This is a genomic window from Stenotrophomonas riyadhensis (assembly GCF_040256885.1).
Taxonomy (GTDB): Bacteria; Pseudomonadota; Gammaproteobacteria; order Xanthomonadales; family Xanthomonadaceae; genus Stenotrophomonas; species Stenotrophomonas riyadhensis.
Map to the genome: position 1 here is coordinate 2,073,561 of NZ_CP155568.1, position 16,278 is coordinate 2,089,838.

A 16,278-nucleotide genomic window follows, 5' to 3' on the forward strand; every position below is an offset into this window, starting at 1 on the left:
TTGGCAAACGCGACACTCGCAACGAGTACCCCCCAGGTGGGAGTGAACCTTCCAGGTGGGGGGCAAACCTTCCAGCCAGGTGGGTGCGAACCTTGGTTCGCACGCTTTGCCCATGGCCGCGGATCTACCCGGCCCGTGAACCCAGCTCTGCTGCCAGCGCCAGCCACTTGCTGCGTTGTGCTGGGGTACTGCTGCGCACCGCACCGAGACGGCTGATCCGCACCGGGCGGATGCCGCAGAATTCCAGGAGGGGCGCGCGGATCTGGGTGATGCCCGGGTCGCGGTAGATCCAGCGGTAGTACCAGGGCGGCGTATCCAGCGTGGTGATCACCCGCGCGCTGCGCCCGGCCAGCAGCCGGTCCCACCACACCGAATCGCGCCGGTAGCGGAACGCGTACCCCGGCAGCAGCACGCGATCGAAGAAGCCCTTCAGCAGCGCCGGCATCGCGCCCCACCAGGTCGGGTAGACCAGCACCAGATGGTCGCAGGCCTCGATCGCATCCGCGGCGTCCTGCAGGTCGGCTTCCAGTGGCTGGATCTGGCGGTAACCGTGGCGCAGCACCGGGTCGAATTCAAGGTCGCCCAGTGCGATCAGGCGTACCCGGTGGCCGGCGTTTTCGGCGGCGGTGGCGTAGCGCTGGGCGAGGGCGCCGCACAGGCTGTCGCGGTCGGGGTGGCCGAGCAGGATCAGGATGGAACGGGACACGGCAACCTCGGGCAATGGAAAGTGCGCGAGGTTGGCCTATGCCCTAGGGACAGAGTCAAACGCCAGAGGTGCAGCCGCTGGGTTGCAGGATGCAGTCACCGCTGCCAGAGCGCAGCCACTGCTGCAGTTCGTCGCTGACCTGCTGCAGGTCGAGCTCGACCTGCGCCAGCCGTGCCCGCTCGCTGGCAATGCGGCTGCGCTGCTGCTCAAGCAGGGCCAGCACCGCCGGCCAGTCGAGCCGTCCATCGCGTCCCTGCAGGCGGGAGATTGCGGCCAGCGTGATGCCCAGCGCCAACGCCTGCCGGATCAGCTGTACCCAGGCCACGTCCTGTTCGCTGTAGTCGCGATAGCGGTTCAGGCGCGGCACCGGTGGCAGCAGTCCGCGCGCCTCGTACAGGCGGATGGCCTTGGCGCTGGCACCGGTGAGGCGGCTGACCTCGGAGATGCGCATCGGCTCAGTCCCGCACCAGTCCGCCATCCACCACCAGGTTCTGCCCGGTCACCGCGCGTGACCACGGGCTGGCGAAGAACAGCGCGGCATCGGCGAATTCGGTCGGGGTGGTGACGCTGCGCAGCGGGGTGTTGGCGGCGATGTAGTCGAATACCGCTTCGGGCGTGGCGGCGCTGGCATCGGTGGTGCGCAGCAGGCCGCCGGACAGCATGTTGACGGTGATCCCGTGTGGACCGAGGTCGCCGGCCAGGGTGCGGGTCAGCGACAGCAGTGCGGCCTTGGCGGCGGTGTAGTCGTGGTAGGGCACGACCGGGTTCTGGAACAGGTTGGTGCCGATGTTGATCACCCGGCCGAAGCGACGGGCCTGCATCCCGGGCAGGGCGGCCTGCACGGTGTTCAGTGCGCCACGCACACTGCCCTCGAACTGCGCCTGGAAGGCCGGCCAGCCGATATCGGCGGCGGCGGCGCGGGCATCGCCATTGAACGAGAACGCAGCGAGTGCGTTGTTGACCACCGTGGTGACGCCCTGGCCGAAGTGCGCCAGGGCGTGCTGCAGCATCGCGTCCACCTGGCTGCGGTCGGTGACGTCGGCCGGCAATGCGATCGCCTGCCCGCCCAGCTCGGCGGCCAGCGCACGTGCGGCGCCTTCGCTGCGGTGGTAGTTGACGATGACGCGTGCACCCTGCGCCGCGAACGCGCGGGCGATGTGCTGGCCAAGGCCGCGGCCGGCACCGGTGACCAGCACCAGCTGTTCGCTGATCTGCATGAGGGGGCTGCCATCCATTGCATGAAAGGGCATGCAGCGTAGCAGTGATGGCGCTTGCCGGAGCAGGCGTGCTGCCGCTAGCCTGCAGGCATGAACCAGACTCCCCTGCGATTGCTCATTCACGGTGCCTCCGGGCGCATGGGCCAGGCCCTGCTGCGGCTGGCCGCCGAACATCCCGAAACCCTGCAGATCGTGGCTGCGGTAACCGGCCGTGCGCCGACCCAGCGCGTGGTCGATGGCGTGCCGTTCTTCGCGGCCAGCGAATTGCCTGGTGCGCCGGTGTTCGATGTGGCGATCGACTTCAGCCTGCCAGAGGGCTTCGACCCGATGCTGGCGTTGTGCGTGGAGCGGGGTGCGGGCCTGGTCTCGGGCACCACCGGCATCTCCAGTGCGCAGCGGCAGGCGTTGGAGGCTGCTGCGGCGTCCATCCCGCTGGTCTGGGCGTCGAATTTCAGCCTGGGCGTGGCGGTACTGGACGAGCTGGTCGAGCGCGCGGCGCAGGCGCTGGCCGGCTGGGACTGCGACATCGTCGAATCGCACCACACGCAGAAGAAAGACGCGCCGTCGGGCACCGCGCTGACGCTGGGCGCGGCGGCGCAGCGGGGTGGGGCGGAGCCGCATTACGCCAGCCTGCGTGCCGGCGACATCGTGGGTGAGCATCTGGTGCAGTTCACCGGCCCGGGCGAGCGCATTGAGCTGGTGCACCGGGCCACCAACCGCGACATTTTCGCCCGCGGCGCGCTGTTCGCCGCCCGCCAGCTGCAGGGCCGCGCCCCGGGCAGCTACCGGGTGCGGGACCTGCTGCAGTAGGGCAGGCTGATTCCTGGGGTCGGATCCCTTTCCAGCGGAAAGGGCTCTGACCCCATCCGAGGGCGCCTGGGGTCAGAGCCTTTCCCATCCGGGCAAGGATCCGACCCCGCCTCCGGCCCGCATACGCCGCCGGATTGAAATGAATGCGCAATCGCCTGTTCATGAAGTGCGATAACCGCTGGCGCGAGCGCCCCGGCAGCGCTACAATTCGCACTCGCCGAATCACGAAAGCCGGACCGGTCCCAGACCGCACGTCCGCGCTTTTTTGCAACCGGATTTCCGTGAAGCGCAGGCGTGACTTCGGCAGCCCCCTCGGTAGCCAAAGTGAGATTCCCGTGACCCAAGCCGCAATCCTCGTCCTCGAAGACGGCACCGTATTCGAGGGCGAATCCGTAGGCGCGCCCGGCCTGTCCGTCGGTGAGGTGGTGTTCAACACCGCCATGACCGGCTACCAGGAAGTGCTGACCGACCCGTCCTACGCCCGGCAGATGGTCACGCTGACCTATCCGCATATCGGTAACACCGGCATGACCGACCAGGACAATGAAGCGTCCAAGGTGTGGTCGGCCGGCCTGATCGTGCGCGATGTTCCCCGCCGTCCCAGCAACTGGCGCAGCCAGGTGTCGCTGCAGGACTGGCTGATCCAGCGCGGCGTGGTCGCCATCGCCGGCATCGACACCCGCAAGCTGACCCGCATCCTGCGCGAGAAGGGCGCGCAGAACGGTGCGCTGATGGCCGGTGACATCGACGTGGAAAAGGCACTGGAAGCCGCCCGCAAGTTCCCGGGGCTGAAGGGCATGGATCTGGCCAAGGTCGTCACTACCGAGAAGACCTACACCTGGACCGAGGGCCAGCTGGACCTGGATGCCAACGCCTTCGTCAGCGTGCCGGCCAAATACAAGGTCGTGGCCTACGATTTCGGCGTGAAGACCAACATCCTGCGCATGCTGGCCGAGCGTGGCTGCGAAGTGACCGTGGTGCCGGCACAGACCCCGGCCGCCGAAGTGCTGGCGCTGAAGCCGGACGGCGTGTTCCTGTCCAACGGCCCGGGTGACCCGGAACCGTGCGACTACGCCATTGAAGCGATCAAAACCTTCATCGACGTGAAGATCCCAACCTTCGGCATCTGCCTGGGCCACCAGCTGCTGGGCCTGGCCTCGGGCGCGCAGACCATGAAGATGGGCCACGGCCACCACGGTGCCAACCACCCGGTGCAGGACCTGGACAGCGGCCGGGTGATGATCACCTCGCAGAACCACGGCTTCGCGATCGATGAAGCGACCCTGCCGGCCACCCTGCGCGTGACCCACCGCTCGCTGTTCGACGGCACCAACCAGGGCGTGGCCCGCACCGACGTGCCGGCGTTCTCGTTCCAGGGCCACCCGGAAGCGTCGCCCGGCCCGACCGATGTCGGCCCGCTGTTCGACCGCTTCGTGGTGCTGATGGAGCAGGCCAAGGCGTGATCAGTACGCCGCCGGCCCCCCGGTGGCGTCGCGATGGACCGTAAACCCCGCAACGCTGCTGCCGCTGGCGCGGCGCTGCGGATCAAGATTCCTGATCGACAGCGTGCGATCACCCCCCTTGTCACGCTGTACTGACTTAGAGAAGAAAATGCCCAAGCGCACTGACCTCAAGACCATCCTCATCATCGGTGCTGGCCCGATCGTCATCGGCCAGGCCTGCGAGTTCGACTACTCCGGCGCCCAGGCCTGCAAGGCCCTGCGTGACGAGGGTTACCGCGTGGTGCTGGTCAACAGCAACCCGGCCACGATCATGACCGACCCGGAGATGGCCGACGCCGTCTACATCGAGCCGATCAACTGGCAGACGGTCGAGAAGATCATCGCCAAGGAAAAGCCCGATGCGCTGCTGCCGACCATGGGTGGCCAGACCGCGTTGAACTGCGCGCTGGACCTGGCCGACAACGGCGTGCTGGAGAAGTACAACGTCGAGCTGATCGGCGCCAAGCGCGAAGCGATCCGCATGGCCGAAGACCGCGAGCTGTTCCGCGTCGCCATGGGTGAGATCGGCCTGGAATGCCCGACCGCCGCCGTCGCCCATACCCTGGACGAAGCGCTGGAAATCCAGACCCGCGTCGGCTACCCGACCATCATCCGCCCCAGCTTCACCCTGGGCGGCAGCGGTGGCGGCATCGCATACAACCGCGAAGAGCTGGTCGAGATCGTCAGCCGCGGCCTGGAACTGTCGCCGACCACCGAAGTGTTGGTGGAAGAGTCGGTGCTGGGCTGGAAGGAGTTCGAGATGGAAGTGGTCCGCGATACCGCGGACAACTGCATCATCGTCTGCTCGATCGAAAACCTGGACCCGATGGGCGTGCACACCGGTGACTCGATCACCGTGGCGCCGGCGCAGACCCTGACCGACAAGGAGTACCAGCGCCTGCGCGATGCCTCCATCGCCGTGCTGCGCAAGATCGGCGTCGATACCGGCGGCTCGAACGTGCAGTTCGGCATCAACCCGAAGACCGGCCGCGTGGTCGTCATCGAGATGAACCCGCGCGTGTCGCGTTCCTCGGCGCTGGCCTCCAAGGCCACCGGCTTCCCGATCGCCAAGGTCGCCGCCAAGCTGGCCGTGGGATACACCCTGGACGAACTGAAGAACGAAATCACCGGTGGCCTGACCCCGGCCTCGTTCGAGCCGTCGATCGACTACGTCGTCACCAAGATCCCGCGTTTCGCCTTCGAGAAGTTCCCGGCTGCCGACGCCCGCCTGACCACCCAGATGAAGTCGGTGGGCGAGGTGATGGCGATGGGCCGTACCTTCCAGGAGTCGGTGCAGAAGGCGCTGCGTGGCCTGGAAACCGGCAAGGTCGGCTTCGACCCGACCGGCCTGGACCTGAGCAACGAAGAAGACCTGCAGACCCTGCGCCGCGAGCTGAAGGCCCCGGGCCCGGAGCGCCTGTTCTTCGTCGCCGATGCGTTCCGCGCCGGCATGAGCGTGGAAGAGATCTACGCATTGTCGTTCATCGATCACTGGTTCCTGGACCAGATCGAGGAAATCATCGCGGCCGAAGCCGAAGTCGCTGCCGGTGGCATCGACGCGCTGGACGCCGCCCGCCTGCGCAAGCTGAAGCGCGCCGGTTTCTCCGACGCACGCCTGGCACAGCTGACCGGCACCAACGAAGCCGCCATCCGCGCGCTGCGTCGTGCGCACAAGGTGCGTCCGGTCTACAAGCGCGTCGATTCCTGCGCCGGTGAGTTCTCCACCGGCACCGCCTACCTGTACTCGACCTACGAGGACGAGTGCGAGGCCGCGCCGAGCAACCGCGACAAGATCATGATCCTGGGCGGTGGCCCGAACCGCATCGGCCAGGGCATCGAGTTCGACTACTGCTGCGTGCACGCGGCACTGGCGCTGCGCGAGGATGGTTTTGAAACCATCATGGTCAACTGCAACCCGGAAACCGTGTCGACCGACTACGACACCTCCGACCGCCTGTATTTCGAACCGCTGACCCTGGAAGACGTGCTGGAAATCGTCGAACTGGAACAGCCGAAGGGCGTGATCGTGCAGTACGGCGGCCAGACCCCGCTGAAGCTGGCGCGCGCGCTGGAAGCCAACGGCGTGCCGGTGATCGGCACCAGCCCGGACTCCATCGACCTGGCCGAAGACCGTGAGCGCTTCCAGCAGCTGGTCGACAAGCTGGGCCTGAAGCAGCCGCCGAACCGCATCGCCCGCAACGACCAGGAAGCCCTGCTGCTGGCCCGCGAGATCGGCTACCCGCTGGTGGTGCGTCCGAGCTACGTGCTGGGCGGCCGTGCGATGGAAATCGTCTACGGCGAAGCCGACCTGGCCCGCTACGTGCGCGACGCGGTGAAGGTGTCCAACGATTCGCCGGTGCTGCTGGACCGCTTCCTCGACAATGCCGTGGAGTGCGACGTCGACATCATTGCCGATGCCCAGGGCAACGTCCTGATCGGCGGCGTGATGGAGCACATCGAAGAAGCCGGCGTGCACTCGGGCGATTCCTCGTGCTCGCTGCCGCCGTACTCGCTGTCGGCTGAAACCCAGGCCGAGCTGCGCCGTCAGGTGGTGGAACTGGCCAAGGCCCTGAACGTGGTCGGCCTGATGAACACCCAGTTCGCGATCCAGACCAGCGATGAAGGTGCCGACACCATCTACCTGCTGGAAGTGAACCCGCGTGCCTCGCGCACCGTGCCGTTCGTGTCCAAGGCCACCGGCATGCCGCTGGCCAAGATCGCCGCCCGCTGCATGGCCGGCAAGACGCTGGCCGAGCAGGGCGCGACCAAGGAAATCGTGCCGGACTACTACTCGGTGAAGGAAGCGATCTTCCCGTTCGCCAAGTTCCAGGGCGTCGACCCGATCCTCGGGCCGGAAATGCGCTCCACCGGTGAGGTGATGGGCGTCGGCCGCACCTTCAACGCCGCCTTCGCGCGTGCGCAGGAAGCCGGTGGCATCAAGGCGCCGCCGGTCGGCAAGGCCTTCGTTTCGGTCCGCGATCCGGACAAGAAGCGCGTGCTGCCGGTGGCCAAGGCGCTGCTGGCGCGTGGCTACAGCCTGGTCGCCACCCGTGGCACCGCCGCATGGCTGCAGCAGCACGGCATGGACTGCGAGATCATCAACAAGGTGGTCGAAGGCCGTCCGCACATCGTCGACTCGATCAAGAACGGCGAGATCGTCTACATCGTCAACACGACCGAAGGTCGTTCGGCGATCAACGACTCGTTCTCGATCCGTCGCGAGGCGCTGCAGCATCGCGTCACCTACTCGACCACCATTGCCGGCGCCAAGGCGCTGGTGGATTCACTGGAATTCCGCGGCACCGGCCCCGTCTGGTCGCTGCAGGAGCTGCACAAGGAGTTGAATGCATGAGAGCCCCCATCACGATGAAGGGCGCGCAGAAGCTGCGCGACGAACTGGATCACCTGAAGTCGGTCAAGCGCCCGAAGGTGATCGCTGCGATCGCCGAAGCGCGTGAGCATGGCGACCTGAAGGAGAACGCCGAGTACCACGCCGCGCGCGAGGAACAGGGCTTCATCGAAGGCCGCATCAAGCAGCTGGAAGGCGAGCTGTCGCACGCCGAGATCATCGACGTGAGCAAGCTCAACGCTGGCTCCAAGGTGGTGTTCGGCGCCAGCGTGACCCTGGCCGACGTGGAAACCGACGAAGAGAAGAAGTACCAGATCGTTGGTGATCTGGAAGCGGACATCAAGCTGGGCCTGATCGCGATTTCCTCGCCGGTGGCGCGCGCGATGATCGGCAAGCTGGAAGGCGATTCGATCGTGATCGACGCCCCGGCCGGCCAGCGCGAGTACGAAATCGTCAGCGTCAGCTACGTGGACTGACCCGGTGGCAACGGCGACCCTGCTGTTGCCCGCGCGCAGCCGCTTTGCCGCGGCTGCGCTGCCTGATGACGTGGCGCGTGCCCTGGGCCGCGCCAACGCCTCGCAGTTCGAAGCCGGCGAGCGGGCACAGCTGCAGCGCCATTTCACGGTCGCCGCGCCGCACTGGCCGGTGGCCGCACTGAGCCGCCAGCGTGACGCCGGCGATGCTGCCGGCGCGAGCTGGCTGCGTGCCGATCCGGCCTGCATGGTGCCGGACATGCACGGCGCGCGGATGATGGCCTACGGCGAAACGCTGCGGCCGACGCTGGCCGACTGTCTGGCCCTGCTGCCGGTGCTGCAGCCGTTGTTCGCCGATGCCGGGTTCGTGCTTGACGCGCCCGACCCCTCGCGCTGGTACCTGCGGCTGCCGATCGACAGCGAGCTGCCGGACTTCGACAGTCCGGACGAGGTGCTGGGCGATGACCTGTTCTCGCACCTGCCGGAAGGCGAGGGCGGTCGCCGCTGGCGGGCGTTGATGACCGAGGCGCAGGTGTTGTTGCACAACCATTCCTGGAACCAGCAGCGCGCCGCGCAGGGACAACAGCCGATCAATTCGCTGTGGTTCTGGGGCGGTGGCGTGATGCCGGTATCGGTCAGCACGGCGCATGCGCAGGTGCGCAGTCGTGATGCCCTGCTGCAGGGCCTGGCTCTGGCGGCAGGCGTCGCCGTGGATGGCGAGCAGGCGGTGGATGCACTGGTCGACCTGCGCCAGCTGCGCTCCCTGCAGCAGCTCGGCAATGATGCGATCCGTCCGCTGCTGGCTGCACTGAAGCGTGGCGAGCTGCAGCGACTGGTGCTGGATTTCGAGGATGGCCTGCAGTTCCAGCTGGATCGTGGCCAGCGCTGGCAGTTCTGGAAGAAGCCGCGTCAGCTGCACGATTGAGCGGGGTCGGATCCGTTTTCCATCGGAAAACGGCTCTGACCCCCGATGTTTGCCGGGGTTGCCGGCCAGCGGCCGGCACTACCGCAGCTGCCGGGCGCAATCCCGCCAGCCTCTCCCACGCGCGGTATCATCTCTCTGTCTTTCGTAACCGGCGATGCCGATGTCCCTTGCCGCCGATGCCGTGCAGCCCACCTCTGATGCGCCGATGATCCGCCGCCGCGATGCGGTCGCGCCCGGCAGCTGGCCGGAAGGCACGCTGCCGCTGCTGGCGCGGCTTTACGCCAGTCGTGGCGCAGGCACACCGGAACTGGCGCTGCCGAAGCTGGGCAGCCTGCATGCGCCCGAGCTGCTGACCGGCATCGACGATGCGGTGGGCCTGCTGGTCGAGGCCATCGCCAACGACAAGCGCATCCTGGTGGTCGGCGATTTCGACTGCGATGGCGCCACCGCCTGTGCGGTCGGCGTGCGCGGTCTGCGCATGCTCGGCGCACGGCATGTCTTCCACGCGGTGCCGAACCGCATGGTGCACGGCTACGGCCTGTCGTCGTCGCTGGTGGAGGAGCTGGCCGAGCTGCAGCCGGACCTGCTGGTCACGGTCGACCACGGCATTGCCTGCCACGCGGGTGTGACCGCGGCCAAGGCGCGTGGCTGGCAGGTGCTGGTCACCGACCATCATCTTCCCGGCCCGCAGCTGCCGCCGGCTGACGTGATCGTTGATCCGAATCTGGACGGCGATGCCTTCCCCAGCAAGTCGCTGGCCGGCGTCGGCGTGATCTTCTACGTGCTGATGGCGTTGCGACGGCAGATGCGCGAGGCCGGCGTCTTCGCCGATGGCAAGGGGCCAGACCTGACCACGCTGCTGGACCTGGTGGCGGTCGGCACCGTCGCCGACCTGGTGGCGCTGGATCCGAACAACCGTGCGCTGGTCAGCGCGGGCCTGCGCCGGCTGCGCGCAGGGCAGGGCTGTGTCGGCCTGCGTGCGCTGATCGAAGCCAGCGGCCGCGACGCTGCGCGGCTGACCGCGACCGACATCGGCTTCGCACTCGGCCCACGCCTGAACGCTGCAGGCCGGCTTGAGGACATGGCGCTGGGCATCGCGCTGCTGCTGACCGAAGACCCGCGCCAGGCGCGCGACATCGCGCAGACGCTGGAGCAGATCAATTCGGAACGGCGCGCGGTGCAGCAGTCGATGACCGACGCCGCCGAGCAGGCGTTGACCCGCGTGGTGCTGGACATGGCAGGGCAGCGACCGGTGGCGGCCTGCCTGTTCGACGCTGACTGGCATCCCGGCGTGGTCGGCCTGGTCGCGTCGAAAATGAAGGATCGCCTGCATCGCCCGGTGATCGCTTTCGCCCCGGCCGAACCCGGTGCCGACACGCTGCGTGGTTCGGCGCGCTCGATTCCCGGCCTGCACATCCGTGACGCGCTGGCACTGGTCGACGCGCGCCATCCGGGCCTGATCGAACGTTTCGGTGGCCACGCCATGGCGGCCGGCCTCAGCCTGCGGCTGGATCACGTTGATGCCTTCAAGGCCGCCTTCGTCGCCGTGGTGCTGGAAATGCTCGACCCGGCGGCACTACAGCAGCAGGTACTCAGTGATGGCGAACTGGCCGCGGACGAGCTCGACCATCGCCACGCCGATGCATTGCGCCTGGCTGGGCCGTGGGGCCAGGGCTTCCCCGAACCGCTGTTCGACGGCCACTTCGAAGTGGCCAACTGGCGCGTACTGAAGGAACGCCACCTGAAGCTGGAACTGCGCCTGCCCGGCGTACCCGGCACGATCAACGCGATCCATTTCGGCGGCTGGCACGGCAACGCACCCGCCCGTCATGTACACCTGGCCTACCGGCTGGCCTGCGATGACTATCGCGGCGGCAGCGCCATCCAGCTGATCGTCGAGCACTGCCTCCCCGCATGAAAAAAGGGGACGGAGGGGATTAAGTCGCAAGTGGCAAACAAGGCACAAGCGACTTAATCCCCTCCGTCCCCTTTTTATGTGGCGTCAGCGGACCTCGCTGACCAGCATCGGCAGTTCCCAGGTACCACCGGGTACGCCCCGGCATAGCCCAGGTGCCACCTCCGACGTCGCGATGAAGTTCGTCCCGTTCCACGTCCAGGCTGCGTGCGAAATGCAGTCAGCGAGGCCGCGGCCCTTCTGCGCGGCAACGATCTGGCCATCGTCGTAGTCGATCGCATCGCTGGTCACCCACTGTGCCTGGAACGGCGGCTGTGGGCGGGCCACCCAGTAGCCATCGCCGCTGTTGTAGGCCGCTCGCCAGCAGGGCACGTTGACCAGCACGTGCTGTGCGTCCAGGCGGCGGACCTCCAGCGGCGAGTTGCTCAGCGGAATATCGGCATCGGTTTCCTGCAGGCCTTCGCAGTTGTCGCCCTCCAGCGTGGCACGTAGTGCCGCGCGCAGGGCGGGTGAAGCAGCCAGTCGTGCAAACGCAGGATCGTCCGGGGGCGAGTCCAGGGTAGCGGCCTTGCGCACCACCGGCACCGGCAGGGCGGCGGGGACGCTGGATTCAGGCGTACTGCCCTTGCGCATCACTGCGCCGGCTGTACCGAGGCGACCCTGATACTCATCGATCTTCAGCAGCACGGCTGCCGCACCCTTGTCCGACAGTGACCAGCGATGGCCGGCGCCATCGGTCACGCTGATCCCGCCATCGCGCACCAGCGCGGACAACAGCGCGCTGGTCTGCGCGGCATTCAAGCCATGCGTGCCTTCGCCCCTGGTGGGGGCCAGCACACCCAGATCCTGCTGCTGGATGCGCAGGTGCAGCGGGCCCTTGGGCTGGGGCTGGCCCTCTTCCGGCTGCAGCGACAGGCGTCCCTGTATCGCCTGGTTGGGGCCGCCCCTGCGGGTGAGCAGCACGCTCAGGGGGCTGTCTTCGTCGGTGGCGTAACCGGCGGCGCGGCAGGTCAGGGTGTTGTCACAGGCCACGACCCAGTCGTGGTGCTGGAAGTACAGGCTCTTTGCCGGAGCTGCAGCGCCGGTTGCAAGAGGGCAGACCAGGAACAGCAGGGCAGGAAACAGGAAGGAACGCATGGGTGTCCATACACATGGGCGGGGCCATATGGTGCCTACCGATGCGCGTCGCGACCAGCCTGAATGAGAGGGTCTGAGGGTGCCGATCTGTGATGGAATTCGCGCTGTCTTGAAAATACTTAATGAATTCATCTCCTTATCCAGCCGCGGATGTGTCAAAAAGCTGGCGCATGTCACACGGCAATGGCAAAGTCAGGCCACGACCAACATGGGACGACGGAACGCCCGATGTACGCCGAATCACTGCTCCCCGGCGCTGTGCTGCAGCGCCTGCACCAGGACCGACGCCTGATCCGCGTCGAAACCGCCTTGGACCCGGACACGTTCCTGGTCAAACGCTTCGAGGGAAGCGAGGCGGTGTCGAACCCGTTCACCTACCGTATCGACCTGCTCTCGATCCAGCCGCGGCTGGAACTGAAGCAGCTGGTCGGGCAGCCGCTGCGCCTGCAGCTGGGCGATGAGTTCGGCAATCGCAGCGTGCACGGCTACGTGCGCGAGTTCGCCAGCACCGGGCAGCAGGCACAGTTCAGTGCCTACCGCGCCGAGCTGGCGCCCTGGTTCGCCTTCCTCGACTACACCTGCAACTGCCGCATCTTCCAGGACCGGAACGTGCTGCAGATCATCGAAGAGGTGTTCGCCAGCTACGCGCAGCTGGCGAAGTTCCGCTACGACCTCAACGCCGGCAAGCTGCCGCCGTTGCCGTACTGCGTGCAGTACAACGAATCGGATTTCGCCTTTGTCAGCCGCCTGCTGGAGGACGCCGGGCTGTACTACAGCTTCGTGCACGATGACGAAGGCCACACCCTGGTGATCAGTGATGATTCGACGCTGAGCACCGTGCACGGTGAACCACGCCCGATCGCCTTCGTGTCCGACCAGGGCACGCTGGCCAGCACCGGGCTGCACCGCTGGGGCGCGCGTCGACGGGTCGGGCCCAGCGTGCAGACCCTGCGCAGTTTCGATTTCAAGCAGCCCAGCCAGTCGCTGGACGGCAACCAGGGCAACCAGGTGCCGCTGGGCCTGCTGCCGCCGCTGGAGCAGTACCGCTACGATGGCGCGGCACGCTTCACCAACAGCCGCATCGGCCAGGCATTGGCGGCCGTGCGCAATGAAGAGGTGGCGTGGCCGACCAAGCTGTTCGAATGCGCCGGCAATGCCGGTGAGCTCGACGCTGGGTCCTGCTTCGAACTGCAGCGGCATCCGGATTTCATCGGCCGTGACGACACTGATCGCAGCTTCTTCGTGGTCAGCGTGCAGCGCGAAGGCCACAACAATTTCGCCGCCGACTTCGGCAGCGCCGAAGCGCCCAGCGTTGAAGTGCAGGCGGAAGTCCTGCGTCGGCGCATCCCGTACCGCCCGCTGCGGCGCACGCCCTGGCCGCGCATGCCGGGCCCGCAGACCGCGACCGTGGTCGGCCCGCCGGGAGAAGAACTGCATGCCGATCGCTATGGTCGGGTGAAGGTGCAGTTCCACTGGGACCGGCAACTGGATCGCCGCGAGAACGCCTCATGCTGGATCCGCAGCGCCAGCCCCTGGGCCGGTGCCGACATGGGCGGTGTCTCGCCACCGCGCGTCGGCCAGGAGGTCATCGTCGATTTCCTCGATGGTGACCCGGACCGGCCGATCATCACCGGCCGCGTCTACAACGAAGACAACATGCCACCGTTCGGCATGGAGGTCAGTGGCCTGAAGTCGAAGACGGTCAAGGGCGCCGGCTGGAACGAGATCACCATGCACGATGGTGCCGGTGGCGAGCTGCTGAACATGCGCGCGCAGCGCGACATGGTCACCACCGTGCTCAACGATCAGAACGCCAGCGTCAAGAACAACAAATCCACCTCCGTCTCGGTCAATCACCGCATGGACGTGGGCTCCAACCAGGACATCAGCGTTGGTGGCAATCGCGGCATCACCGTCACCGGTACCGACACCCTGGGCGTCACCGGCACCCGCACCACCAACGTGACCGGTGCAGTCACCGAGAAGTACGAGAGCGGCGAAACCAAGACGATCGTGGCGTCTGGCTACACCGAAACCATCACCGGCGATTTCAAGACCACGCTGACCGGCAACTACACCAGCCAGCGCACCGGCACCTGGACCGAGACGGTGACCTCCACCTCCAGCCGCACCGTCGGCGGGCTGGTCACGGAGACGCTGAAGGCAGCACGTGAAGTGACCATCACCGGCCAGGACAAGCGCAAGGTGCAGGGCAAGGTGGACGACAGCAACGTCGGTGAGCGCGTCATCGATGTCACCGGCAACTTCAGCCAGGATGCCAGCGGAACCCATAGCCAGGGCTCAGACGGCGTGATGAGCCTGGAGTCGGCAGTCAAGCTCACCAGCAAGGTCGGCGGCTCGGTCATCGAGATCACCGACAGCGCGATCAAGATCACCGCCGGTGGTTCGGAAGTGGTGATCGACGCGGGCGGTGTCTCGGTCAATGGCAGCGAGATCAAGCTCAACTGCTGAGCCGCACGGGAGAAACACGATGCAGGATACCCCCATGCTGCGCGGCCTGAACGCATTGCGCGATGCTTGGTTGGAGGCAAGTGCCGACAGCAGCCGGCGCTTGCTGGTCTGGCGCCTGCCTGCCGCCGCCAGCCGGCTGCTGGCCGCGTTTTTCGAGATGCAGCGCCACGACGCCGGCCGCGATACGCCGGACTACTTCCTGCGCATCGATACCGCCTATGAGCTTGGCTTCCGCTACAGCCGGCAGCTCAAGCAGGACCTGCTGGACCGCTACCTGGCCAGCCAGGAGGATCTGCGTGCGCAGCAGGTGACGCTCGGCTGGCGTGGCCCGCACGAAGGGCATCCGGACAGCGCACAGGGTGTCGTCGAGGTGCTGGAGAGCTTCATCGAGCATCATGGCGAACACCTGCGCCTGCTGGCGGCGGTGCTGGAACCGGAGCGCTGTGTGCCGGGCGAGGGATTCGAACGCTGGGTGGACGCTGCGCTGGCCGCCGGCCCTGGCCAGCGCCTGCGTCTGGTACTGGTGGATACCGAGGAGGATCCGCGCTGGCAGTCGTTGCTGGAACGGCACGGCAGGATCGCGCGCGTGGTCAGTGCGCCGATCGATATGTTCGGCATCGCCCGCGATACCGCCGCACAGTCTGGCGGCCGCGGCCCGGAAGTGCTGTACCGGCAGCTGCTGGCCGACCTGATGCTGCTGCTCGAACGCGGCAGCCCTTCCCAGGTGGTTGCCCGCGCAGAGCGCGCACAAGGGCTGGCGCAGCGGCAGGGGTGGCAGGACCAGCAATCGGTGGTGCAGATGATGGTGGCCGGTGCATGGTTGAAGCACGGCGATCACGGCCAGGCGATCAACAGCTACCGCCAGGCGCGCAGCGCGGCCGAGGGCGCGCGCGCGAGCGGCAATCCAGCCGCGCCGGAACTGGTGATGCAGAGCTGGTTCGGCGAGGCCGGTTGCTGGTTGGCCGCCAAACAGCCCGAGCGTGCCGCGCAGACCTACCTGCAGGCCTCGACGTCGGCGGCCAGCATTCCGCATCCGATGTTCGCGTTGGAGGGCCAGCGCATGGCTGGCTGGTGCCAGTTGCAGTCGGGCCAGCGCGAAGCGGCGCGCACCCAGTTGCTGGAGGCGATCCGCATCGCCAAGCCGCTGGCACCGGCCGACCGCAAGGCCACCACGCTGCCGCAGGCGCTGTGGGACCTGCTGCAATTGCAGGACGCGCGCCGCTGCGAATCGCTGCAGCAGGTGGCCGCGGAGTACCTGCAGGCCAGTACCGGCCTGCTGGAAAAGGCCGATGCACAGGGCCGCGCGCTCGGCCCGCGACCCGCACGGCCGGCATTGGACGCCATCGACGCAGCGCTGGATGCCGCGCTGGAGCGTGGTTTCCACCGCGCCCAGCAGGAGCGCGAGCGGTTGATCCAGGGCGGCGATGAGTTCTTCCGCAAGATCGTGGCCGTCGGCCGCGATTTCCTCGACCCGGGCTGGAACGGCCTGCCGGCCATCGAACACCCGCTCGATCACGAGATACCGGTGTGGAGCGAGCCGCCGGCGATGCAGCCGTTGCCCGATCCCAGTGGCCTGCTGCAGGCGTCCGCGGCGGCGCCGGCCGGGCCTGCCGTTACAGGAGTGGCTGTTGCATGAAGTCGAACAAGACCGTGGTGATGCTGGTGGCCATCGTGCTGGGCATCATCGTCGTGACCTGGATCAGCGCCGAGTACCGTGACGAAGTAAAGGCGTTCCTGCGCGCGTTGTTCCGCGCCTTGTAAAGCAACAGGGA

13 protein-coding genes are annotated in these 16,278 nt (G+C 67.1%); 9 read left to right on the forward strand and 4 right to left on the reverse strand.

Annotation, left to right across the window (positions count from 1 at the left end):
- Positions 1 to 124: 124 nt before the first annotated feature.
- Genes SriyCCGPB3_RS09840 through SriyCCGPB3_RS09850 form a run of 3 tightly spaced genes read right to left on the reverse strand, consistent with a single transcriptional unit; the run spans position 125 to position 1,923 of the window.
- Positions 125 to 706: an NAD(P)H-dependent oxidoreductase gene (locus SriyCCGPB3_RS09840; RefSeq protein ID WP_110712163.1), complete on the reverse strand. Its 582-nt coding sequence runs from the start codon at positions 704 to 706 to the stop codon at positions 125 to 127.
- Positions 707 to 761: 55 nt separating this feature from the next.
- Positions 762 to 1,157, reverse strand: a complete 396-nt coding sequence (locus tag SriyCCGPB3_RS09845) for a MerR family transcriptional regulator (protein ID WP_097048037.1) — start codon at positions 1,155 to 1,157, stop codon at positions 762 to 764.
- 4 nt (positions 1,158 to 1,161) lie between these two features.
- Positions 1,162 to 1,923, reverse strand: coding sequence for a 3-oxoacyl-ACP reductase (locus SriyCCGPB3_RS09850; RefSeq protein ID WP_433963291.1), 762 nt, complete (start codon positions 1,921 to 1,923; stop codon positions 1,162 to 1,164).
- A gap of 138 nt (positions 1,924 to 2,061) precedes the next feature.
- Here SriyCCGPB3_RS09850 and SriyCCGPB3_RS09855 point away from each other — a divergent pair, with 138 nt between their 5' ends.
- The 6 genes from SriyCCGPB3_RS09855 (at position 2,062) to recJ (ending at position 10,900) form a co-directional block, all read left to right on the forward strand.
- Positions 2,062 to 2,733: a 4-hydroxy-tetrahydrodipicolinate reductase gene (locus SriyCCGPB3_RS09855; protein ID WP_433963295.1), complete on the forward strand. Its 672-nt coding sequence runs from the start codon at positions 2,062 to 2,064 to the stop codon at positions 2,731 to 2,733.
- Between the two features lie 335 nt (positions 2,734 to 3,068).
- Complete coding sequence (gene carA, locus SriyCCGPB3_RS09860; RefSeq protein WP_032128798.1) at positions 3,069 to 4,196, forward strand: glutamine-hydrolyzing carbamoyl-phosphate synthase small subunit; 1,128 nt, start codon at positions 3,069 to 3,071, stop codon at positions 4,194 to 4,196.
- A gap of 148 nt (positions 4,197 to 4,344) precedes the next feature.
- Positions 4,345 to 7,587 (forward strand): carbamoyl-phosphate synthase large subunit, encoded by a 3,243-nt coding sequence (gene carB / locus SriyCCGPB3_RS09865; protein ID WP_350260236.1) that lies wholly within the window; start codon positions 4,345 to 4,347, stop codon positions 7,585 to 7,587.
- A gap of 8 nt (positions 7,588 to 7,595) precedes the next feature.
- On the forward strand, positions 7,596 to 8,060 hold the full coding sequence (gene greA / locus SriyCCGPB3_RS09870; RefSeq protein ID WP_026347191.1) for a transcription elongation factor GreA: 465 nt from the start codon (positions 7,596 to 7,598) through the stop codon (positions 8,058 to 8,060).
- Positions 8,061 to 8,064: 4 nt separating this feature from the next.
- Positions 8,065 to 8,982: a phosphoglycerate mutase gene (locus SriyCCGPB3_RS09875; protein WP_350260237.1), complete on the forward strand. Its 918-nt coding sequence runs from the start codon at positions 8,065 to 8,067 to the stop codon at positions 8,980 to 8,982.
- A 160-nt stretch (positions 8,983 to 9,142) separates the two neighbouring features.
- On the forward strand, positions 9,143 to 10,900 hold the full coding sequence (recJ, locus tag SriyCCGPB3_RS09880) for a single-stranded-DNA-specific exonuclease RecJ (RefSeq protein WP_350260238.1): 1,758 nt from the start codon (positions 9,143 to 9,145) through the stop codon (positions 10,898 to 10,900).
- Positions 10,901 to 10,984: 84 nt separating this feature from the next.
- Here recJ and SriyCCGPB3_RS09885 read toward each other — a convergent pair whose 3' ends face one another.
- Positions 10,985 to 12,034 carry a DUF1176 domain-containing protein gene (locus SriyCCGPB3_RS09885; RefSeq protein WP_153854894.1) on the reverse strand — a complete coding sequence of 350 codons (1,050 nt, stop codon included), beginning with the start codon at positions 12,032 to 12,034 and terminating at the stop codon, positions 10,985 to 10,987.
- A 228-nt stretch (positions 12,035 to 12,262) separates the two neighbouring features.
- On the opposite strand from SriyCCGPB3_RS09885, the gene SriyCCGPB3_RS09890 reads away from it, so the two are divergent.
- The 3 genes from SriyCCGPB3_RS09890 to SriyCCGPB3_RS09900 are packed head-to-tail and all read left to right on the forward strand — an operon-like array spanning position 12,263 to position 16,267.
- The gene (locus SriyCCGPB3_RS09890) at positions 12,263 to 14,506 is read left to right on the forward strand and encodes a type VI secretion system Vgr family protein (protein WP_180855144.1); all 2,244 of its coding nucleotides are present in this window, start codon (positions 12,263 to 12,265) and stop codon (positions 14,504 to 14,506) included.
- Positions 14,507 to 14,525: 19 nt separating this feature from the next.
- Complete coding sequence (locus tag SriyCCGPB3_RS09895; protein WP_350260239.1) at positions 14,526 to 16,142, forward strand: hypothetical protein; 1,617 nt, start codon at positions 14,526 to 14,528, stop codon at positions 16,140 to 16,142.
- The gene (locus SriyCCGPB3_RS09900) at positions 16,139 to 16,267 is read left to right on the forward strand and encodes a hypothetical protein (protein ID WP_006441023.1); all 129 of its coding nucleotides are present in this window, start codon (positions 16,139 to 16,141) and stop codon (positions 16,265 to 16,267) included. The genes SriyCCGPB3_RS09895 and SriyCCGPB3_RS09900 overlap by 4 nt, the downstream gene beginning before the upstream one ends.
- Positions 16,268 to 16,278: the final 11 nt, after the last annotated feature.